The sequence below is a fragment of the Saccharopolyspora indica genome (genome assembly GCF_027853965.1).
In the GTDB taxonomy this organism is placed as follows: Bacteria; Actinomycetota; Actinomycetes; order Mycobacteriales; family Pseudonocardiaceae; genus Saccharopolyspora; species Saccharopolyspora indica.
On record NZ_JAQGLB010000014.1, the window covers coordinates 1 to 19,388 of the forward strand.

The window sequence follows — 19,388 nt, forward strand, 5'->3', positions numbered from 1 at the left end:
TGGTCGCGGCGGGGCTGCGGGCGGTGGTCCCGCCGGAGCGCGTGGGTCTGCTGGCGATCCGCAGCCGGGTGGTGGACGTCCTGCTCTACAGCGGTTTCGGGGTGGCGATCCTCGCGGTGGCGCTGACCATCGAGTGGCCGCGATGACGGTCGAGAGCGGCGTCCCCGGCTGAGGTTTCCGTTGGAACCGGCTCGTTTTCACGCTGTGCGGAGCCGGTTCCGGGCGCGCAGTAGGGTTGTGCGTTGTGCGCATCGACCACCGCGCGGATCAGCCGGTTCGCGCCGGTATTCCCGAACACGGCCGGATTCCGCGCTACTACGCGGTGAAGATCGAGCTGCTCGACCTGGTCGAGGAGCTCGGCGAGGGTTCGGCCCTGCCCAGCGAGCGGGAGCTGGCCGAGCGGTTCGAGGTGTCCCGGGTGACGCTGCGGCAGGCGGTCACCGAGCTGATGCTCGAAGGCCGCCTGATGCGCAGGCAGGGGAGCCGCACCGTCGTCGCCCCGCCGAAACTGGTGCAGCCGCTGCAACTGGCGAGCTACACCGAAGGCGTCCGGTCGCAGGGCTTGGAACCCGGCCGGACGGTGATCGACGTCGAAGCCCGGTCGGCCGACGCGCAGCTGGCGGCGGATCTCGACCTGGCCCCGGGCGGCGAGGTGGTGCACGTCGAGCGCGTGCTGCTCGCCGGCGGTGAGCGCGTCGGCCTGGAGTCCAGCTACCTGTCGAAGGACCGCTTCCCGGAGCTGCTGGGCGAGTTCGACCCGACCGCCTCGCTGTACTCGTTCTTGCAGGACGAGCTGGGTGTGCGCTTCGGCGAGGCGGAGGAGCGCATCGAGACGGTGCTGGCGACGCCGCGCGAGGCGCTGCTGATCGGCACCAACCCGGCGACGCCGATGATCCTGCTGCACCGGCGCTCCTGGACGCCGGAGGGCGAACCGATCGAGCGCGTCCGCTCCCTCTTCCGCGGCGACCGCTTCAGCTTCATCACCCACCTCCGCGACTGACCCGGCCGGGGCGGCTGGTCAATTTCGTACGAAATTGACGGTGCCCTGCGCCGTGGCAGGCCGAGAGGGACACGAAAAGTCACGAACAGATAACTGATCTAGTCCTTCGGTCGGTGTTCACCTGGGGTTCGGTCGGTTTCCACTGGGGATTCGCGGGCGGCGGCGAGCGTGTGCGGCGTGCGAGTTCTGATTGTTGGCGGCGGCGTGCTCGGCACCATGCACGCGCTGCGGGCCCTGGAGCGGGGCCACGAAGTGGTGCACCTGGAGCGGGAAGCGGAGGCTCGCGGGGCTTCGGTCCGCAACTTCGGGCTGATCTGGGTCAGCGGCCGGGAACCCGGGCCGGACCTGGAGGTGGCCATGCGCGCCCGCCGGGACTGGGAGCGCATCGCCGCGGACGTGCCGGACCTCGGTTTCCGCGGCAACGGCTCGCTGACAGTGCTCCGCACTCCCGGCGAGATGGCGGTCGCGGAGGAGTTCGTCAGCCGTCCGGACGCCGCTGAGCGCGGCACCAAGCTGCTCGCCGCGGCCGAAGCCCGAGCGGTGAATCCCGCGCTGCGCGGCGAAATGCTCGGCGCGCTCTGGTGCGAGCAGGACGGCGCCGTCGAGTCGCGGACCGCGCAGCCCGCGCTGCGCGCGCACTTGGCGAAGACCGGCCGCTACACCTGGCTGCCCGGCCGCGAGGTCCGCGACGTCGGCGAGGGCTGGGTGCGCGACGACACCGGGCAGCGCCACGAGGGCGATCTGGTGGTCCTCTGCACCGGCGCGGCGCTCGGTGGACTGGTGAAGGAGCTCCGCCCGGAGCTCCCGGTGCGCAAGGTGCGGCTGCAGATGATGCAGACCGACCCGCTCGACGAGCGGCTGACGACGTCGCTGGCCGACGGCGACAGCATGCGCTACTACCGCGGCTACCAGGGCGAGAAGCTCGACGAGCTCAACGCCGCCGAGCCGCAGCCGCCGGTGGCCGCCGACAACGGCATGCAGCTCCTGCTGGTCCAGCGGCTGCACGGCGGGCTGACCATCGGCGACACCCACGAGTACGACGAGCCCTTCTCCTTCGACGTGCACGAGGACCCCTACGAGCACCTGCGGCAGCGCGCCGAGGAACTGCTCGGCCGCCCGCTGCCGCGGATCGTGCGCCGCTGGGCCGGGGTTTACGCGCAGACGGCGGACAAGTCGCTGGTCGTGCACCGCGAGCGGGTGCTGCCCGGCGTCTGGCTGGTGACCGGCCCCGGCGGCCGCGGCATGACCTGCTCGCCCGCCATCGCCGCCGACACCTGGCAGGAGGTCGAGGGATGATCGAGTTGGCAGTGCTGGACATGGCGGGCACCACGGTCGCCGACGACGGTCTCGTGGAGCGGGCCTTCACCCGGGCCATCGCCGACATCGGCGTCGCCGAGCGACCGTCCATGCTGGACCACGTCCGCCGCACCATGGGCGAATCCAAGATCACCGTCTTCCGGCACCTCTTCGACGGCGACGAAACCCTTGCGCAGCAGGCGAACCAGGCCTTCGAGCACGCCTACGCGGAGCTGGTCTCCGACGGCGAGTGCCACCCGGTCGACGGTGCGGAGGCCGCCATCCGGCAGCTCCGCGACAACGGCGTGAAGGTCGCGCTGACCACGGGCTTCTCCGAGACCACGCAGCGCCAGATCCTGGCCGCGCTGGGCTGGGAGGACCTGGCCGATCTCACCCTCACCCCGGCCCAGGCGGGCCGCGGCCGCCCCCACCCGGACATGGTGCTCACCGCGCTGCTGCGGCTGGGCATCGACGACGTGCGCTCCGTCGCCACCGCCGGCGACACCGCCTACGACGTCCGATCAGGACTCCGCGCCGGCGCGTCCGTCGTCGCCGGCGTCCTCACCGGCGCGCACTCGCGCGACGCGCTCACCGGCGCCGGTGCCACCCACGTCCTCGAATCCGTCCGGGATCTCCCGGAACTCCTGCTGGCAAAGGATGAACAGTCGTGAAACGGATCAGTCGAGTCCTCGTCGGGCTGGCCGCGCTCGGCCTGCTCGCGGGGTGCGGCCCGAGCGCCGCGCAGCAGGGCGGTGACTCCGACGAGCTCGTGTTCGCCGCCATCCCGTCGGAGGAATCCGCCAGCCTGCAGCAGGACTACCAGCCGGTGCTGGACCTGCTGGCGAAGGAGACCGGGAAGAAGATCACCTTCCAGAAGGCCACCGACTACGCCGCGATCATCGAGGGCCAGCGCGCGGGCAAGATCGACATCGCCAAGTACGGGCCGTTCTCCTACGTGCTGGCCAAGCAGCAGGGCGTGGCGGCCACCGCGGTCGCCGGTCAGGTCGAGGAGAAGGGCGCCGAGCCCGGCTACACCTCCTACGCCATCACCCGCCCGGACACCGGCATCCGCTCGCTGGCCGACTTCCGCGGCAAGAAGGTCTGCTTCGTCGATCCCACCTCGACCTCCGGCTACCTGTACCCGAAGGCGGGCCTGCTGGCGGCGGGCATCAACCCGGACACCGACGTGCAGGCGATCTTCGCCGGCGGCCACGACGCCTCCGCGATCGCCGTCGCGAAGGGCGACTGCGACGCCGGTTTCGCCTACGACAGCATGGTCGACCGGCAGCTGATCGAGAAGGGCCAGTTGCAGCCCGGACAGCTCAGCACGGTGTGGAAGTCGGCGGTGATCCCCGGCGACCCGGTCGCCATCTCCGACAGCCTCGACCCGGCGGTGAAGGACAAGATCACCGCGGCGCTGCGGGACGAGGCCAACAGCGATGCCCTGCGGGAGAGCGGGTTCTGCACCGGCGAGTGCAAGATCGGCGACATCGGCGGCTACGGCTTCGCCCCGGTCGACGACGCCTTCTACAACGGCATCCGCGAGGTCTGCGCGACGACCAAGGACGAGCAATGCCAGTGATCAGCTTCGACCGGGTCGGCAAGTCCTTCGGCGATGTGCGGGCGCTCGACGAGGTCTCCCTCGACGTGCAGCCCGGTGAGATGGCCGTGCTGCTCGGCCTGTCCGGCTCGGGCAAGTCGACGCTGCTGCGGCACGTGGACGGCCTGCAGCGCGCCACCTCCGGAACCGTGCAGGTGCTCGGCGAGGACGTCGGCGCGCTGCGCGGGTCGGGCCTGCGCGCGCTGCGGCGCCGGGTCGGGTTCGTGTTCCAGCAGTTCCACCTGGTCGGCTCGCTGACCGTGCTGGAGAACGTGTGCACGGGCGCGCTCGGAAGCCTGCGCGGCCCGCGGCTCGGGCTGTTCACCTACCCCAAGCGGGTGCGGTTCGCCGCGATGGAGCAGCTGGAGCGCGTCGGCCTGACCGACCAGGCGCTGCAGCGCGCGGACACGCTCTCGGGCGGTCAGCAGCAGCGCGTCGCGGTGGCCAGGGCGCTGCTGCAGAAGCCGGAGATCCTGCTCGCCGACGAGCCGGTCGCCTCGCTCGACCCCGACTCGGCGGCGCAGGTGATGAACCTGATCGCGGAGATCGGCCGGGAGGACGGGCTGACCGTGCTGTGCAGCCTGCACCAGGTGGACCTGGCGCTGAGCTGGGGGCACCGGATCATCGGGCTGCGGTCCGGGCAGGTCGTGCTGGACACCCCGGTGGAGGGCCTGGACCGCGACGCGGCCATGTCGATCTACGCCAAGGTCGGCTCGGCCGACCTCGCCGCGGTGGGGTGACACCCTTGACCACCACCGCAGAAGCGCCGCGCCGCACGCTGGCCCGCCCGACGCCGACCGGCACCGCGGCGGCCGTGGTCGTGCTGGCGCTGCTGGGCGCGGCGATCTGGGCGTTCAGCTCGCTGCGCCTGAACATCGCGACGTTCGTGGACGGCGCGGCCAACGCGGTCGACTTCGCCGGCCGCACCCTGCCGCTGGACTTCCCGCCGCTCGGCGAACTGCTGGCGCTGTGCGGGCAGACGCTGGCGATCGTGGTCTGCGCGACCCTGCTGGCCTCGCTGATCAGCGTGCCCGTCGCGGTCCTCGCGGCGAGCAACACCGCCCTGGGCGGCACCAGCCGGTTCGGCGCGCGCGTGATCATCGTGGTGGCGCGGGCGATCCCGGACGTCGTGCTGGCCATCGTGTTCTTCCGGATGTTCGGCTTCGGCGGCCTGACCGGCGTGCTGGCGATGGGCCTGCACTCCATCGGCATGATCGGCAAGCTCTACGCCGACGCGATCGAGCAGATCGACGAAGGCCCGCGCACCGCCATCCGCGCGGCGGGCGGAACCAGGCTGCAACAGCTGGTCACCGGAGTCCTGCCGCAGGTGATGCCGTCGTTCGTGGCGACGTCGCTGCACCGCCTGGACATCAACCTGCGGGTCTCGGTGGTGCTCGGGTTCGTCGGCGTCGGCGGTCTGGGCCAGGCGATCTCCGACTCCCTGCGCACCCTCGACTACCAGCGCGGAATGGCGCTGGCATCGGTGGTGTTCGGGCTCTGCGTGCTGGTGGAGGTCGTCTCCGGCGCGATCCGCCGCGGCCTGCCCGGCGTCCAGGAGGAACGCCGCGGCCCGCTCGCCGCGGTCCGGCGCCGGGTGCAGATCCCGGCCCCGCGGCGCGAGGCCGGGAGCGTCGCCACCCGGCCTCCGTCCCCGCCACCGATCAGTCCACCGTGGACGGCCGGACGAGTGCGCCGCACCGGGTACTGGCTGCTGACGGCCCTGGTCGTCGTCGCCTCGATCTGGGGCGCGGACATCTCGCTGGACCAGTTCCAGCGCGCGATCACCGACTTCGGCCCGACCCTGGCCCTGTTCTGGCCACCGGAAACCGGCGGCATCCTCCCGGAGCTGCTCTCCGAACTCCTGGTCACCGTCCAGATCGCCCTGGCGGCCACCTTGATCGGCGCGATCCTCGCGCTGCCGGTGGGAGCCCTGGCGGCGAACAACGTGGCCCCGAACCCGGCGGTGGCGAAGTTCTTCCGCGGCGTGGTGCTGGCGGTCCGAGGCGTCCCGGAACTGGTGCTGGCGATCGTGTTCGTGGTGATCACCGGCCTGGGCGCGGTAGCGGGAGCCCTCGCCCTCGGCGTCGGCTCGGTGGGCCTGCTCGGCAAGCTGGTGGCGGACTCCCTGGAAGAGGTGGACCGGGGCAAGGAACGAGCCCTGCGCGCCACCGGCGCGAGCCGCCTCCAGGTGTTCTTCGCGGCGACGCTCCCCCAAGCGGCCCCGGCCTTCGTGGCCCACGTCCTCTACCAACTGGACACGAACCTCCGCTCGGCAACCCTCCTGGGCCTGGTCGGAGCTGGCGGAATCGGCTACTACCTCCTCAACGCCTCCCGAGTCCTGGAATTCGGAGTGGTGACGACGGTCCTGATCCTCACCTTCGCAGTGGTGATGCTGGTGGAACTCCTCGCCCTCTGGCTCCGAAAACTCGTCAGCTGACGAGGTGAAGGGCACCTTTCACCAAGTAACTGGGCGAAAGGTGCCCTTCGCGCCACCGGGACATGCAGCGATGGGCGGGCAGCTGCCCGAGCTCGCTCATGGCGGCCTGCTCGCGCACACCGACCTCCACGGCGACCAGTTCCGCATCGGGACGCACGGCACAGCACACGTGATCGACTGGGGTTGCCCCGGAGCTGCGGCTCCGTGGATCGACGGCGCATTTCTCGTGCTGCGCTTGCTGGAGGCGGGGCACGAGCCGGGCGCGGCGGAATCCTGGGCGGTCACCAACCTCGCCGGGTTCGGAGACATCACCGATGAGCACCTGACCGCGTTCGCGGCATACCTGGCGGGCATGTGGACGCACTGGGCAGTCACGAAGGACAAGCCTGGGATGCACCACCGCGCACGGCTCGCTCGCGACTACGCGGCATGGCGTCTCACGTTCGCCAAACGCCCGGTCGATGCCCGGTGAAGGGCACCTTTTAGCAAGTATGTTGCTAAAAGGTGCCCTTCACCGGGGTGTTCGCGCGGGTTCAGGTGAGGGTGAGGAGGCTGATGGCTGCGGCTGCTGTGCCTAGGCCGAGGAGTTGGCTGCGGTGGATCTGCTCGGCGAGGAGGCCTCGGGCGAGCAGGACCGTGGTTGCTGGGTAGAGGGCGACGATCACCGCTACTACGGCGAGGTTTCCGCTGCGGGCTGCTAGGAGGAACAGCAGGTTCGCCACCGAGTCCAGGGCTCCTGCGGTCGCCGAGATCGCGTACGCCGGGCGCTCGGGGCCCAGTCTTCGGTGCAGCAGTGCCGCCGCCGTCAAGGTGATGGCGGAGGAGACGGCGCGGCCGATGATCAGCGGGGCCACTCCGCTGTCGGCGGGGGCTTGGTGCAGGAAGATCAGTTGCAGGGCGATGGCGGCGCCCGCGCCGAAGGCCAGCAGCAGGGCCGTGCGCGACGGGCGAGCCGAGCCCGCGCCGGGTCCGGCGCTGACCAGGACCACCGCAGCCAGCGCGAGCGGTAGGCCCACCAGTCCGGCGGCGGACAGGTGTTCGCCCTGCAGCAGTCCCACGCCGACGGGCAGCACCGCGGAGACCAGCGCGGTCACCGGGGACAGGACGTTCATCGGGCCGATCGCCAGCGTGCGGTAGAGCAGGACGAACGCGGCGGCCGATGCGACGCCCGATGCGGCTCCCCAGCCGAGGGCGGCCGTGCTGAAGGAGGCGCCGAGCAGCGGCCACAGCAGCAGTTCGACCACGAGGCTGGCAGGCGCGGCGATCATCACGGTGCGCAGCACGTGGGCCTTGCGCGCGCCGACGCCGCCGAGGAAGTCGGCGCACCCGTAGGCGAGCGAGCTGCCGAGGGCCAGCAGCAGAGCGATCACGGAAAATCCCCTAGTATCAGTGGAACGACCCAACGGTACATCGAATTGACCGAATGGGGCAACCAACCGACCGGGCGGTGCAATCGAATGGTCGGCTGCGGGGAGGGTGATCAGATGGCCGAAACGGCCGAAGCGCTGCGAACGGTCGCGCACAACGTCCGGGCGGCCCGGGTGCGCGCGGGCCTGTCCCTGGAAGAGCTCGGCCGCCGCGCCCAGGTCAGCAAGGGTGCGCTGGTGGGCCTGGAGAAGGCGCAGGGCAACCCCAACCTGGCCACCCTGGTCCGGCTGGCCGACACGCTCGGCATCTCGGTGTCCGCCCTGATGCAGGGGCCGTCCGAAGGGCGGGTCCGCGTCGTGGCCGCCGCCGACGTCGCGCCGCTGTGGACCGGGGAGCGGGGCGGCGAGGGCCGGCTCGTGCTGACGACCTCGGGCCGGGCCCCGGTCGAGGTCTGGCGCTGGCAGCTGGAACCCGGCGAGGAGTACTCCAGCCATCCGCACCAGGCCGGCGTCGTGGAGACCGTCAACGTCACCTCGGGCCGGATGGTCCTGATCGTCGACGGGGTCGAGCACGCCGTCGAAGCCGGGCAGACGGCCACCTTCGACGGCGACACCGAGCACGCCTACCGGGGTTCCGGCACCGGAACCTGCCACCTGATCATGACGGTCCAGCTGCCGCCCGCCGCCACGGCCTGACCGGCGCGCGAAAGAGCCCGCAGGAGCGTCATTCCCACCAGAAGGACCAGGTCCGGCGCCCTCGGATCTCCTGGGCGTAGGCCTCGATCGTGCCCGTTTCCTGGAGGATCCGGTCCGGGCAGAAGGTCCAGTGCTCCGCCGCCACCGCTGCCGCGTGGTCCGGGTCCTGGGGCGGGGCCGCGACGCTGAGGTCGAGGCGGTCCGGCCCGAGGCGGAGGAGGCGGGCGCCGAAGCGCTCCTCCCAGCTCCGCGCCATCGCCGACAGGCCCGCCGTGCGGGACACGTGGTTGGCCGCGCCCGACCAGCCCAGGGCCGTCAGGACGTCGGCTCCTCGGCGCACCGGGATCAGGGCCAGGCGGATGTCCTCGCCGATGAACTTCGGGAGCTGCTGGTTGGCCAGGATGTCCGGGTCCGCCAGCAGGTTCCCGGCCGGGGCCGGGCCCGGGCAGTGGTAGTCGAACGGGGCGAGGACCTCCAGGTCGTAGGCCGGGCCGAGGTCGTCGTCCGCCTGCACCAGGCCGTCCCAGATCCGGGCCATCACGTCGACCACCCGCCAGCGGTCGATGTGGTCCAGCGGTTCCGGCGGCACGACGCCGACCGTGCAGCGCTCGCCGTAGACCTCGTCGTTGTCGCACAGCAGCAGCGGCCACAAGCCGCTCTGCCGGTGCTCGGCGCGCAGCGCGGCGACCAGCTGCGGAGCCGGAGGCTCATCGCTGATCCAGCACAGCGGCGCCGGGTCGCCGCCCATCATCGTCTGCTCGGTGAGGATCTCGCCGGGCGGCAGCGGTACCGACACCCCGGTGCCGAAAACCGCGGACAGATCGGCCGGAGCCCCCGCCTCCCGGTCGTCTCGCAACACTTCACCGCCTCCTAGCGACGCCCTCATCGCGGACCACCTTAGAGCCTGCGGGTGGTTGCGTTGCGTGCGTGGTTGCTTAGCAGAACCCGAGTACTTCCCCGGACCGCGCGCTATTCGGCGGAAAGGCCCGGCACCAGCACGATCCGCCCGGTTTCCCGGCCGGAGATGTGCAGGTCCAGCGCCTGCGCGGCGGATTCCAGCGGGAACCGGCCCGCGATCCGCGGCCGCAACTGTCCACTGGCGACCATTCGGAGCAGCTGCTCCAGGTCCGCGCGGAACCGGTCGTTGGACCTGATGGCGTACAGGCGGCATCGCCGGTCGCCGGTGCTGCCGAGCAGCCGCAGCACTTCCCACTTGGCGATCCGCCCGGCCGTCTTCAGGTAGGGCACCCACCAGGGGCCGGAGTCGTGCAGGGTCCGCGCGCTGCCGTAGGAGACCAGGGTGCCGCCGGGGGCGAGCATCGGCCACGACTCGTCCAGGCTCGTCGGGCCGAACGGGTCGAAGATCGCGTCCACTCCGCCGGGCGCGAGCTCGGCGACCCGGCTGCGGACGTCCGACGTGCGGTGGTCGATCAGCTCGACGCCCAGGTCGGCGAGCGCTTCGTGCCTGCGGGCGGAGGCCGTTCCGATCACCCGCAGCCCGGCGTTCACCGCGAGCTGCGCGAGCAGGATCCCGACCCCGCCGCCGATCCCGTGCACCAGGACCGTCTGTCCACTGCGGACGTTCGCGGCGCGCAGCAGCTGCTGGGCGGTGACCCCGTTGAGCACCACCGCGACCGCGTCCGCGGCCGCCAGCTCGTCGGGAACGGCGACCAGATCCCGGGCGCGGAGCTCGACGTGCTCGGCCCACGCGCCGGTGACCGGCAGCGCCGCCACCCGCTGGCCGACGCGCCACCCGGTCACCTCCGGGCCGACCGCCACGATCTCGCCGACCAGGTCGTAGCCGGGCACGAACGGGTTCGCCGGCTGCGCCGGGTAGCGCCCGTGCAGCATCTGGACCTCGGCGAAGGCGACTCCGGCGGCTTCGGTGCGCACCAGCACCCGGTGCGGGCCGGGCGGGCGGACCGGGCTGGTGCGGGTGCTGACGACCTCCGTGCCGCCCAGTCCCGTGAACACGACCTCGATGCCGCTGGTGGGCACCGCCATGACGACCTCCGCTGGCAGACGCTCGGTGCCCACGAGCGGTCGCGCGGGCATCACGAAGCCCGCACTGTACCGGGAAGATCATCGGCCGGGGTGCGCAATCGGCGGACCCGGCCGGAAGGGACGGCGGCCGGTCCGGGCGGTTCCGGTACCGGCCGCTGCGGGTCAGCGCCCCTGGTGGGGCACGTGGGCTTCGATCTCGCAGTCGCCGCCCGGGTACACCAGGCTTTCGTGCCCGTCCTTGTAGCGCACCAAGTACGGTGGCGCCCCGTCCGGGCCGCGGACCTCCAGGATCTCGGCGAACTGCTCGGCCTCGTCGACGTGCTTGCTGTGCACGTGCAGTTGGTCACCCACGGCTGCTTTCATGCCCATCACCTCCGCGGCCCCAGACTAAGTGACCGGGGCCACACCTCGCAGGGTGCGGAGGGCGCTCAGCCGCCGACCTTCGAGCAGGTCGTGGCGACCTCCTGGTACTTCTCCAGCTGGGCGGTGGCCCAGTCGGCGCTGGCGTCCAGGTCGATCTGGCCCTCGGCGACCTGCTGCACCGACTGCTGCACGTCGAGCAGGTTCTGCCGCAGCGTCTGGTCGGCGGTCTTCTCCGCCAGCTGGCCGAGCTCGTCGACCTTGGCCTGGGCGTCGGCCTTGGCCTGCTCCGGGTCGGCGAAGTTGGGCATGAAGCTCGCGACGTTGAGCGCTTGCAGGCAGGCGCCCGCGGTGTCGAGGCTCTCCTGCGCGTTCTGGAGCTGCTCGTTGGCGTTCTCCAGGCCCTGCTGTGCTTCCTGCACCTGACCGCACGCGGCCAGGCCGACCAGCACCGGCAGCGACAACGCCACTGCCACGAACTTCTTTCGAGCTCGCATCTTCCCTCCGGGGCTCCGAGGGGCACCGGTGAGCGGCGCCTCCCTTGTACCCTATCGGCCCTCGCTCACCTGATGGGCGAAATGTCGTATACAGCGGAGAATTCGCTGATCACAGGTTGATCCACGCCATGATTTCCGGCGGCAGGTCGAGCTGGGCGAGCCAGGGCGCCGCGCCGATCCGGTAGAGCACCACCGAGCTCAGCACCACTGCCGCGATGGTCAGGCCCGGGCCGATCAGGGCCATCTCCACCTTGCCGCCGGTGCGCATCCGCATCGGCTTCGGCGGGGCCACCGGGTACCAGGTCTTGCCGCCCAGCGGCACCGGCCACAGCATCGGGCAGCCCTGCTCGGTGATCGCGTCGCCGATGAAGTGCGCGATGCAGCCGATCATCACCGCGACGCCGAACGCCGCCGGGTTGGTCGGCTGGTCGCCCGCCCACGCCCAGCAGGCCACCGTGAGCAGCAGCGATGCCACCGTGATCAGGATCGCGTCCGAGCTCGACGACCAGGTGTGCATGATGCCGCGGACCGCGAGGCCGGCGAAGAAGAACATCAGGATGGCCACCGCGGCGCTCTCGCTGGTCTGCACGATGGCGGTGGTGATCAGCCCGGCGAGCACCGCGAAGACCACGGTGTGCGTGAAGCCGCGGTGGGTGCCCTCGCGGTCGCTGTCGCGCTTGGTGCGGGTGAGGCGGTAGAGGAATCCGCTGAAGCCGCTGATCCCGGCCGAGGCGCCGCGCGAGATGGCGCCGAAGGTGCTGGCCACGGTCGACTTCGGGTGGTCGATGTCGGGCAGCAGGGCCGCGCCGGAGGCCAGCGTGGCCCCGACCACCCAGGTCTTCGGGGATAATTGCCCGAGCGCGTGCGTATCGGCCAGGGCGGTCACGGCCGCCCATGCGGCCAAGCCGCTCATCGCGTGCGTCGGTCCGGTCGCCACGCCGCCCCCTCCTTGATCGCCTGCGTCGGTGGTCGAGCCTAGAAGAAGATCACGACACGAGGACGACGCGCCGAACAGTGGCGCATCGCGCGCGGGTACGGGTGGTGGTCGGTGCAGGGTGGAGGGCACAATCGAACCCGATAGCAGTACGCTCGTACCGCTTGCATTCTCGCGAGAGGAGCACCCCGCCACATGAGCAAGATCAAGGTTCAGGGCACCGTAGCCGAGCTCGACGGCGACGAGATGACCAGGATCATCTGGTCCTTCATCAAGGACAAGCTGGTCCACCCCTACCTGGACATCAACCTCGACTACTACGACCTCGGCATCGAGCACCGGGACGCCACCGACGACCAGGTCACGGTCGACGCGGCGAACGCGATCGCCAAGCACGGCGTCGGCGTCAAGTGCGCCACCATCACCCCGGACGAGGCCCGGGTTGAGGAGTTCGGCCTGAAGAAGATGTGGCGGAGCCCGAACGGGACGATCCGCAACATCCTCGGCGGCGTCATCTTCCGCGAGCCGATCGTCATCTCCAACATCCCGCGCTACGTGCCGACCTGGACCAAGCCGATCGTCATCGGCCGTCACGCGCACGGTGACCAGTACAAGGCCAGCGACTTCAAGGTCCCCGGCCCGGGCACCGTCACGATGACGTACACGCCGGAGGACGGCAGCGAGCCGATCGAGTTCGAGGTCGCCAAGTTCGGCGAAGACGGCGGCGTCGCGATGGGCATGTACAACTACCGCAAGTCGATCGAGGAGTTCGCGCGCGCGTCGTTCCGCTACGGCCTGGAGCGCAACTTCCCGGTCTACATGTCGACCAAGAACACGATCCTGAAGGCCTACGACGGCATGTTCAAGGACGTGTTCCAGGAGATCTTCGACGCCGAGTACAAGGCCGAGTTCGACGCCAAGGGCATCACCTACGAGCACCGGCTGATCGACGACATGGTCGCCAGCGCCCTGAAGTGGGAGGGCGGCTACGTCTGGGCCTGCAAGAACTACGACGGTGACGTCCAGTCCGACACCGTGGCGCAGGGCTTCGGCTCGCTGGGCCTGATGACCTCGGTGCTGATGACCGCGGACGGCAAGGTGGAGGCCGAGGCCGCGCACGGCACGGTCACCCGCCACTACCGCCAGCACCAGCAGGGCAAGCCGACCTCGACGAACCCGATCGCGTCGATCTTCGCGTGGACCCGGGGCCTGCAGCACCGCGGCAAGCTGGACTCCACCCCCGAGGTCGTCGGCTTCGCCAACACCCTGGAGCAGGTCGTCATCGAGACCGTCGAGAGCGGCAAGATGACCAAGGACCTGGCGCTGCTCGTCGGCGGTGACCAGCAGTTCCAGACCACCGAGGAGTTCCTCGCGACGCTGGACGAGAACCTGCAGAAGAAGATGGCCAACGGCTGACCTTCGGCTGCGAACCGCGAACGCCGCTCCCGCCAGGGGGCGGCGTTCTGGTCTTCCGGGACTACTGCCCGCGCACGGGTGACACCCGGGCTGTTGAACGGGGCGCGCTGATGGGGTGCTCCGGGTTCCGCCGGGCCGGGTCGGCGCTGAAGCTGGGGAGGTAGTGCCCGACCGGGAGGTTCGCCGTGTTCTTCGTGCCCCGCTCACTGCTGCTCGTCGGCGCCGGTGCGATCGGCGCGATCTACCTGATGAGCGCGAACCAGGCCGGCAGCGCCCCCGGCGTCGCCGAGCCCTGCGCCTTCCACGTCGCCGCCGACGTGCTCAACGTGCGCTCCGGGCCCAACGCCGCGGACGGCAAGGTCGGCGCCCTGCGGCACGGCGAGCAGGTGGCCGCGCTGCCGAACGTCGTGGACGGCTTCCGGGACCTCGGCGGCGGCCGCTGGGCCGCGCAGCAGTTCCTGCTGCCGGCGCCGGGAAGCAGCTGCGCACCGTGATTGCCCGGGGTGGTGCGAAGCCGCGATCGGGGCTCCGTTAAGCTCTAGGGCACGCGGTCAACACCGCCCCGCGCGATTAGCTCAGCGGGAGAGCACTACCTTGACACGGTAGGGGTCACTGGTTCAATCCCAGTATCGCGCACCAACCCGAAGTCCCCGTCGATGCTGTTGATCGACGGGGACTTCGTCGTTGCGGCTGGTCCACCGGCGACTTGGTTGTCCACAGTGGAGGAACGTGGTGATCGGCGCCGGATCTTGGCCGGGAAGGTTCGGGGACTTAGAATCCCGGCTCTCGGCATTCTCGGGTTCTAAGGGGGCGGCGGATGGCGGGCAACCGCAGGCGGTCGACCGCAGCGGCGGACGGCGCGGTGCGCCGCCTGGACGTCCTGGGTCGCGACCTCGCCGCGGCCACGGTCGCGTTCCACACCGAGGTCGCCGAGCGGCTCGGGCTGTCGGTCACCGACCACAAGTGCCTCGACCTGATCCAGCGCAGCGAGGGCGAGATGACCGCGGGGCGGCTCGCCGAGCTGTCCGGCCTGTCCACCGGGACGGTCACCGGTGTGATCGACCGGCTCGAACGTGCCGGGTACGTGGTGCGGGTCCGGGACGAGCGCGATCGGCGGAAGGTCCTGGTGGAGCTGGTCGACGGTGACGCCGACGAGCTCACCGAGCTCTTCGCCGGCCTGCACCGGCGGGTGGTCAAGACCGTGCGCAAGCTCGGGCCCGCCGAGCGGGAGGTCGTCGAGTCCTACCTGAGCGAGATGATCGACGCACTGCGCGCCGAGACCGCCGAGCTCCGCGGCTGATCCCCGCCAGGCGTCAGCGCTCGAGCGGAACTCGTAACTCGCTCAAGGACTTTCGCGCTGGGCCTCGAATGTGCCTACCCTGCACGAGGCGGTGCTGGACGTCGAGGTGGTGGGGTGTGTCCGGGAACAGCTCCGGTGCTGCGGACGGATCGCAGGAGATGGCGGCGGTGAGCCGGGACTTCAGCGCGGCGCAGATCCTCTTCCACTCCGCCGTCGCCGACGTGGTCGGTCTCTCGGCGGGGGACTACAAGTGCCTGGACCTGGCGCTGCGGGCCGGACGTCCGCTCACCGCGGGCCAGCTCGCCGAGCTGTCCGGGCTGAGCACCGGGACGGTGACCGGGGTGGTGGACCGGCTGGAGAGCGCCGGTCTGGTGCTGCGGGTCCGGGATTCGGAGGATCGCCGCCGCGTCCTGATCGAAGTGACTCCGGAGGTCGAAACGCGCTTCGGCGGAATCTTCGATTCCTTGCATCGCGCGGTGCAACAGCTGGAATCGGAATTCACGCCGGATGATCTTCGCGTCGTCCACGTGTACATGAAGCGTTCAATCGAGATGTTCCGGCAGCAGATCCTCCGCTTGCGCGATCACGCCGCGAGCGGGCGTCGAGGTACTACCGAAGAGTAAGCGGTGCGCCGCGCTGGAATATTCCACGGCTGGGCCGCTGAGGTGTGCCGTGCTGCTCCGATACCTCGGTTTTGCTGGTGCGACCGCCGGATTCCGGGTTCCGGCAGATGCAGGTCGAGCATCTCTTGAGCGTGATCCGAGCGGATGCAAAGAGTCTCCGCATATCCAGATTCTTTGTCGTAGAGTGAACCAGCCGGATCCGCCTGGGGGACTGACGTGGTCCGGATGAATGGTCGGTCGACCGCGACGTCGCGGATGTGACCGTGAGTGATGGCGCAACGCAACACGATCAGCTCAACGTCTGGGCTGTTCTGGAGGGAGTGTCATACTGATGCAGTTTCGATTACTGGGGCCGTTCGAAGTGGTGGACGAAGGGTGCGTCGTTACTCCGACCGCACCGAAACTGCGTCAGGTCCTGGCCCTTCTCGCGCTCCGCGCCAACTCCGTGGTCCGGGTGGACCAGCTGATCGAGGAACTCTGGGAGGACCGGCCGCCGGCCAGCGCGACGACCACCCTGCAAACCTATGTATACCAGCTCCGCAAGATGCTGGGCCTGGCCGAACCCGCGGCCGGCGCCCAGGAAGTGGTGCTGACCACGCGCTCCGGCGGATATTCGTTGCGCATCCCGGAGAAGTCCGTCGACGTGCACTGCTTCGAAGAGCTCGCCGAGCAGGGCCGCCGCGAGGTTGACAGCGGTGCCGTCGAGAGCGGTGCCGAGCTGCTGCGGTCGGCGCTGCGCTTGTGGCGCGGTCCGGCGTTCAACGACGTGGCGGCCGGGCCGGTGCTGCACGCCGACCTGGTGCGCCTGGAGGAGACCCGGCGCAGCATCGTCGAGCAGCGGTTGGAGGCGGAGCTCTTCCTCGGCCAGCACCACCAGCTGATCGGGGAGCTCAGCGGGCTGTCCGCGCAGATGCCCACGCACGAGGGCTTCCACGCCAAGCTCATGATCGCGCTCTACCGCGCGGGTCGCCGGTCCGAGGCGTTGCAGGCCTACCGCAGGCTGCGCGATGCGCTGGCCGACGAGCTCGGGCTGGAGCCGTCACCGGATCTTCAGAAGCTGCACCGGCAGCTGCTCGCCTCGGACTCGGAGCTGGCCACGCCTGCCGGGAGCCAGCGCAACACGCGGCTGTCGGCTCTGGTGGAGGCGCCCGTGCAGCTCCCGGCGGAGGTCCCGCGCCTCTTCGGTCGCACGGCCGAGGTGGAGAAGGTCAGCTACCTGCTGCGGGAGCCGGTGGGGGCGGTGTCCCCGGTGGTCTCCGTGGTTGGTGCACCGGGTTCGGGGAAGTCGGCGTTCAGCGTCAAGGTGGCGCACCAGCTGCGCAGCGCGTTCCCGGACGGCCCGCTGTACGCCAGCCTGGCGGGGTTGCCGGACGACCCGGCGGCGGTCGGTGACGTGCTGGCCAACTTCCTGCGCGCGGCCGGGATCCGGGCCGAGCAGCTGCCGCCGGGCGTGGCGGAGCGCAGCCAGCTGTTCCGCAGCTGGAGCGCGCAGTCCAAGCTGCTGGTGGTGCTCGACGACGTGGTCAGCGCGAGCCAGGTCGCGCCGCTGCTGCCCAGCGGCCGGGGCTCGGCCGCGCTGATCTCCGCCCGGCGCAGGCTGAGCGGATCCACGGTGGGCAGCGGGGTGGAACTGGGGCCGCTCGGGCACGAGAACTCGTTGAGCCTGCTCGCGTCGGTGCTCGGTGCGCAGCGCGTGGAGCAGGACCTGGACGGGGCCAGCCGGCTGGCCCGGCTCTGCGGTGGCCTGCCCATGGCGCTGCAGGCCGCAGCCGGGCGGCTCGTGCTCCGGCCGCACTGGTCGTTGACGCGGTTGGCGAAGCGGCTCCGCTCCTCGCACCACGTGCTCGACGAGCTCAACGACGGTCAGCACGACATGCGGCGCAGCATCGAGGTCAGCTGGCGGCTGCTCTCCAGCGCGCACCGCGCCGCGTTCGTCCGGATCGGCGCGCACGTGAAGGGCAACGTGTCGGTGCGGTGCACCGCCGAGGTGCTCGGGGTGGACGAGAACGAAGCCGAATCGCTGCTGGAGAACCTCGTCGAGCTCCGCCTGGTGGACGCCGAGCCCAGCGTCGCCGACGACTTCGTCTACAACTTCCCGCCGCTGGTCCGGCTGGCCGCCAGGGCGCTGGCGGAGGCCGAACCGCCCGCGGTCCCCCAGACGGTCGCCGAACTTCCGTTCACCGCCAGGGGCACTGCGCGCTACGTCGCCGGAGCTCCGGCGTGACGGCCTGACGCCGAGCGCGGCGGTCTCGTCGAGTCATTCCCCAACCCTCCCCGAGCCGGTCCTGGAACAGTCCCGAACGGCAAGGGAGATCTCGCCGCACGTCCAGTGTGGAGGGTTCCCGATCGGGCGGTGTCTCCTTCCGGGAGGGTGGGAATGACCTCGACGACTGCCGCGTCGTCCCGCGAGCGCGGGCACGGCCGGTTCCTCTTCGGCCAGCCGCGCTGGTTCACCACGATCTTCGTGGTCGACATGTGGGAGCGGTTCAGCTTCTACGGCATGCTCGCGATCCTGTACCTCTACCTGGTCGCGAGTCCTGCGGACGGCGGTTTCGGGATGGATCCGACCACCGCCGCCGCGGTGTTCGGCATCTACATGTCGATGGTGTTCGTCACCGCGCTGCCCGGGGGCTGGATCGCCGACCGGGTGTGGGGGCCGCGCCGTTCGCTGCTGTTCGGAGGGGTGCTGATCGCCCTCGGGCACATCTCGCTGGCCACCCCGGTGCAGGGCTCGTTGTTCCTGGGGCTGGTGCTCATCGCGATCGGCACCGGGCTGGTCAAGCCCAGCATCGCGGCCATCGTGAGCAGCGCGCACCCCGGGCAGAACGAGAAGCGCGAGGCCGCGTTCTCGGTGTTCTACATGAGCACCCAGATCAGTGCGCTGCTGGCACCGATCGTGACCGGCTACCTCGGGGAGAACGTCAACTGGCACCTCGGTTTCGGCGTGGCGGCGGCGGGCATGATCGTGGCTCTCGTGCACTACGGGTTGGGGTACAAGCAGTTCGAGGCGATCGCCGCCGCACCGCGACCGGCGAGCCGCGCGGAGCTTCGGGTCGTCGCGCGGCGCACCGGGATCGTCATCGGTGCGGTCGCGGCGGTGTTCGCGGTGGACGTGCTGTCCGGGGCCTTCACCCCGCGGCACGTCCTGATGGCGATCGGGCTGACCACCATCGTGGTGCCGGTCCTGTACTTCCGGTACCTCAAGCGGCAGCCGAGCCTGACCACCGGTGACCGGCGGCGGGTTTCGGCGTTCCTGTGGCTGCTGCTGGCGTCTGCGCTGTTCTGGATGCTCTACGCCCAGAGCGGTTCCGTGCTCAGCGGTTTCGCGAAGGACTCGACCGATCGCCAGGTCGCGGCCTTCGAGGTGCCCGCGAGCTGGTTCCAGTCCGCGCACCCGCTCTACATCCTGCTGCTGGCACCGGTGTTCGCGTGGCTGTGGGTGCGGATGGGCCGGCGGGTCGGGGTGCCCGCGAAGTTCTCGGGTGCGCTGCTGTTCGGTGGTGCGGCGTTCGTGCTGATCGCGGTGGCGGCGGTCCAGGCGGCCGACGGCCTGGTCTCGCCGCTGTGGCTGCTCGCCGCGTACCTGCTGCAGGTGTGCGGCGAACTGGCGCTGGCCCCGGTGGGGCTGAGCATGGCCGCGCAGGTCGCGCCGCGGGGGTTCACCAACCAGATGCTCGGCCTGTTCTGGCTTTTCGCCGCGCTCGGGGTGGGAGTGGGCGGTCAGCTGGCGGGCCTGCTCGCCGTGCTGCCGCAGCCGCTCTACTTCGGTTCGCTCGGACTGGTCGCGGTCGTGGCGGGCGTGCTTCTGGGGTTCAGCGCGAAGCGGCTCTTCCGCCGTCTGCTCTGAAACCCCGCGCT

General features: G+C 70.6%; 21 protein-coding genes and 1 tRNA gene. 16 read left to right on the forward strand and 6 right to left on the reverse strand.

Annotated features, from left to right (window positions below; translation table 11 throughout):
- Positions 1 to 14: 14 nt before the first annotated feature.
- The 8 genes from OU416_RS26480 to OU416_RS26515 all read left to right on the forward strand — a co-directional run bounded on the left by OU416_RS26480 (position 15) and on the right by OU416_RS26515 (position 6,805).
- The gene (locus tag OU416_RS26480) at positions 15 to 146 is read left to right on the forward strand and encodes a DUF3017 domain-containing protein (RefSeq protein WP_408642287.1); all 132 of its coding nucleotides are present in this window, start codon (positions 15 to 17) and stop codon (positions 144 to 146) included.
- A gap of 98 nt (positions 147 to 244) precedes the next feature.
- Positions 245 to 1,000: a GntR family transcriptional regulator gene (locus OU416_RS26485; protein WP_270929734.1), complete on the forward strand. Its 756-nt coding sequence runs from the start codon at positions 245 to 247 to the stop codon at positions 998 to 1,000.
- 177 nt (positions 1,001 to 1,177) lie between these two features.
- A complete protein-coding gene (locus OU416_RS26490; RefSeq protein ID WP_270929735.1) occupies positions 1,178 to 2,296 on the forward strand; it encodes a TIGR03364 family FAD-dependent oxidoreductase in 1,119 nt (372 codons plus the stop codon).
- Complete coding sequence (locus OU416_RS26495) at positions 2,293 to 2,967, forward strand: phosphonatase-like hydrolase (RefSeq protein ID WP_270929736.1); 675 nt, start codon at positions 2,293 to 2,295, stop codon at positions 2,965 to 2,967. Before OU416_RS26490 ends, OU416_RS26495 begins: the two co-directional genes overlap by 4 nt.
- A complete protein-coding gene (locus OU416_RS26500) occupies positions 2,964 to 3,878 on the forward strand; it encodes a phosphate/phosphite/phosphonate ABC transporter substrate-binding protein (RefSeq protein WP_270929737.1) in 915 nt (304 codons plus the stop codon). Before OU416_RS26495 ends, OU416_RS26500 begins: the two co-directional genes overlap by 4 nt.
- The gene (gene phnC, locus OU416_RS26505; RefSeq protein ID WP_270929738.1) at positions 3,869 to 4,636 is read left to right on the forward strand and encodes a phosphonate ABC transporter ATP-binding protein; all 768 of its coding nucleotides are present in this window, start codon (positions 3,869 to 3,871) and stop codon (positions 4,634 to 4,636) included. The genes OU416_RS26500 and phnC overlap by 10 nt, the downstream gene beginning before the upstream one ends.
- Positions 4,637 to 4,641: 5 nt before the next feature.
- A complete protein-coding gene (gene phnE / locus OU416_RS26510) occupies positions 4,642 to 6,333 on the forward strand; it encodes a phosphonate ABC transporter, permease protein PhnE (protein ID WP_270929739.1) in 1,692 nt (563 codons plus the stop codon).
- A 70-nt stretch (positions 6,334 to 6,403) separates the two neighbouring features.
- Positions 6,404 to 6,805: a hypothetical protein gene (locus OU416_RS26515; RefSeq protein ID WP_270929740.1), complete on the forward strand. Its 402-nt coding sequence runs from the start codon at positions 6,404 to 6,406 to the stop codon at positions 6,803 to 6,805.
- Positions 6,806 to 6,866: 61 nt separating this feature from the next.
- Here the strand turns inward: OU416_RS26515 and OU416_RS26520 are convergent, their stop codons facing one another.
- Positions 6,867 to 7,703 (reverse strand): DMT family transporter, encoded by an 837-nt coding sequence (locus tag OU416_RS26520; protein ID WP_270929741.1) that lies wholly within the window; start codon positions 7,701 to 7,703, stop codon positions 6,867 to 6,869.
- A 114-nt stretch (positions 7,704 to 7,817) separates the two neighbouring features.
- Here OU416_RS26520 and OU416_RS26525 point away from each other — a divergent pair, with 114 nt between their 5' ends.
- Positions 7,818 to 8,396 carry a helix-turn-helix domain-containing protein gene (locus tag OU416_RS26525; protein ID WP_270929742.1) on the forward strand — a complete coding sequence of 193 codons (579 nt, stop codon included), beginning with the start codon at positions 7,818 to 7,820 and terminating at the stop codon, positions 8,394 to 8,396.
- A gap of 28 nt (positions 8,397 to 8,424) precedes the next feature.
- On the opposite strand, the gene OU416_RS26530 is transcribed toward OU416_RS26525, so the two are convergent.
- The 5 genes from OU416_RS26530 to OU416_RS26550 form a co-directional block, all read right to left on the reverse strand.
- Positions 8,425 to 9,255 (reverse strand): DUF4253 domain-containing protein, encoded by an 831-nt coding sequence (locus tag OU416_RS26530; protein WP_270929743.1) that lies wholly within the window; start codon positions 9,253 to 9,255, stop codon positions 8,425 to 8,427.
- Positions 9,256 to 9,365: 110 nt separating this feature from the next.
- A complete protein-coding gene (locus OU416_RS26535) occupies positions 9,366 to 10,400 on the reverse strand; it encodes a zinc-binding dehydrogenase (RefSeq protein WP_270929744.1) in 1,035 nt (344 codons plus the stop codon).
- A 162-nt stretch (positions 10,401 to 10,562) separates the two neighbouring features.
- Positions 10,563 to 10,763, reverse strand: a complete 201-nt coding sequence (locus OU416_RS26540) for a DUF1918 domain-containing protein (protein ID WP_270929745.1) — start codon at positions 10,761 to 10,763, stop codon at positions 10,563 to 10,565.
- 65 nt (positions 10,764 to 10,828) lie between these two features.
- Complete coding sequence (locus tag OU416_RS26545) at positions 10,829 to 11,257, reverse strand: hypothetical protein (RefSeq protein WP_270929746.1); 429 nt, start codon at positions 11,255 to 11,257, stop codon at positions 10,829 to 10,831.
- Between the two features lie 109 nt (positions 11,258 to 11,366).
- The gene (locus OU416_RS26550; RefSeq protein WP_270929747.1) at positions 11,367 to 12,194 is read right to left on the reverse strand and encodes a metal-dependent hydrolase; all 828 of its coding nucleotides are present in this window, start codon (positions 12,192 to 12,194) and stop codon (positions 11,367 to 11,369) included.
- Positions 12,195 to 12,386: 192 nt separating this feature from the next.
- On the opposite strand from OU416_RS26550, the gene OU416_RS26555 reads away from it, so the two are divergent.
- From OU416_RS26555 to OU416_RS26585, 7 genes are all read left to right on the forward strand, one after another.
- The gene (locus OU416_RS26555; protein ID WP_270929748.1) at positions 12,387 to 13,607 is read left to right on the forward strand and encodes an NADP-dependent isocitrate dehydrogenase; all 1,221 of its coding nucleotides are present in this window, start codon (positions 12,387 to 12,389) and stop codon (positions 13,605 to 13,607) included.
- A 185-nt stretch (positions 13,608 to 13,792) separates the two neighbouring features.
- On the forward strand, positions 13,793 to 14,101 hold the full coding sequence (locus OU416_RS26560; protein ID WP_270929749.1) for an SH3 domain-containing protein: 309 nt from the start codon (positions 13,793 to 13,795) through the stop codon (positions 14,099 to 14,101).
- Positions 14,102 to 14,171: 70 nt separating this feature from the next.
- A tRNA-Val gene (locus OU416_RS26565) sits at positions 14,172 to 14,246 on the forward strand.
- Between the two features lie 178 nt (positions 14,247 to 14,424).
- On the forward strand, positions 14,425 to 14,907 hold the full coding sequence (locus OU416_RS26570; RefSeq protein WP_270929750.1) for a MarR family winged helix-turn-helix transcriptional regulator: 483 nt from the start codon (positions 14,425 to 14,427) through the stop codon (positions 14,905 to 14,907).
- 116 nt (positions 14,908 to 15,023) lie between these two features.
- Positions 15,024 to 15,530 carry a MarR family winged helix-turn-helix transcriptional regulator gene (locus OU416_RS26575; RefSeq protein ID WP_270929751.1) on the forward strand — a complete coding sequence of 169 codons (507 nt, stop codon included), beginning with the start codon at positions 15,024 to 15,026 and terminating at the stop codon, positions 15,528 to 15,530.
- 331 nt (positions 15,531 to 15,861) lie between these two features.
- On the forward strand, positions 15,862 to 17,754 hold the full coding sequence (locus OU416_RS26580) for an AfsR/SARP family transcriptional regulator (RefSeq protein WP_270929752.1): 1,893 nt from the start codon (positions 15,862 to 15,864) through the stop codon (positions 17,752 to 17,754).
- A gap of 153 nt (positions 17,755 to 17,907) precedes the next feature.
- Complete coding sequence (locus OU416_RS26585; RefSeq protein ID WP_270929753.1) at positions 17,908 to 19,377, forward strand: peptide MFS transporter; 1,470 nt, start codon at positions 17,908 to 17,910, stop codon at positions 19,375 to 19,377.
- The last annotated feature ends 11 nt before the right edge of the window (positions 19,378 to 19,388 follow it).

What these genes read in the sequence shown, in the direction of transcription:
- OU416_RS26495 (WP_270929736.1), top strand. Translation starts at nt 2,293, where the DNA reads ATGATCGAGTTGGCAGTGCTGGACATGGCGGGCACCACGGTCGCCGAC.
- phnC (WP_270929738.1), top strand. Translation starts at nt 3,869, where the DNA reads ATGCCAGTGATCAGCTTCGACCGGGTCGGCAAGTCCTTCGGCGATGTG.
- OU416_RS26515 (WP_270929740.1), top strand. Translation starts at nt 6,404, where the DNA reads ATGGGCGGGCAGCTGCCCGAGCTCGCTCATGGCGGCCTGCTCGCGCAC.
- OU416_RS26525 (WP_270929742.1), top strand. Translation starts at nt 7,818, where the DNA reads ATGGCCGAAACGGCCGAAGCGCTGCGAACGGTCGCGCACAACGTCCGG.
- OU416_RS26535 (WP_270929744.1), bottom strand. Translation starts at nt 10,400, where the DNA reads ATGGCGGTGCCCACCAGCGGCATCGAGGTCGTGTTCACGGGACTGGGC.
- OU416_RS26540 (WP_270929745.1), bottom strand. Translation starts at nt 10,763, where the DNA reads ATGAAAGCAGCCGTGGGTGACCAACTGCACGTGCACAGCAAGCACGTC.
- OU416_RS26545 (WP_270929746.1), bottom strand. Translation starts at nt 11,257, where the DNA reads ATGCGAGCTCGAAAGAAGTTCGTGGCAGTGGCGTTGTCGCTGCCGGTG.
- OU416_RS26555 (WP_270929748.1), top strand. Translation starts at nt 12,387, where the DNA reads ATGAGCAAGATCAAGGTTCAGGGCACCGTAGCCGAGCTCGACGGCGAC.
- OU416_RS26570 (WP_270929750.1), top strand. Translation starts at nt 14,425, where the DNA reads ATGGCGGGCAACCGCAGGCGGTCGACCGCAGCGGCGGACGGCGCGGTG.
- OU416_RS26580 (WP_270929752.1), top strand. Translation starts at nt 15,862, where the DNA reads ATGCAGTTTCGATTACTGGGGCCGTTCGAAGTGGTGGACGAAGGGTGC.
- OU416_RS26585 (WP_270929753.1), top strand. Translation starts at nt 17,908, where the DNA reads ATGACCTCGACGACTGCCGCGTCGTCCCGCGAGCGCGGGCACGGCCGG.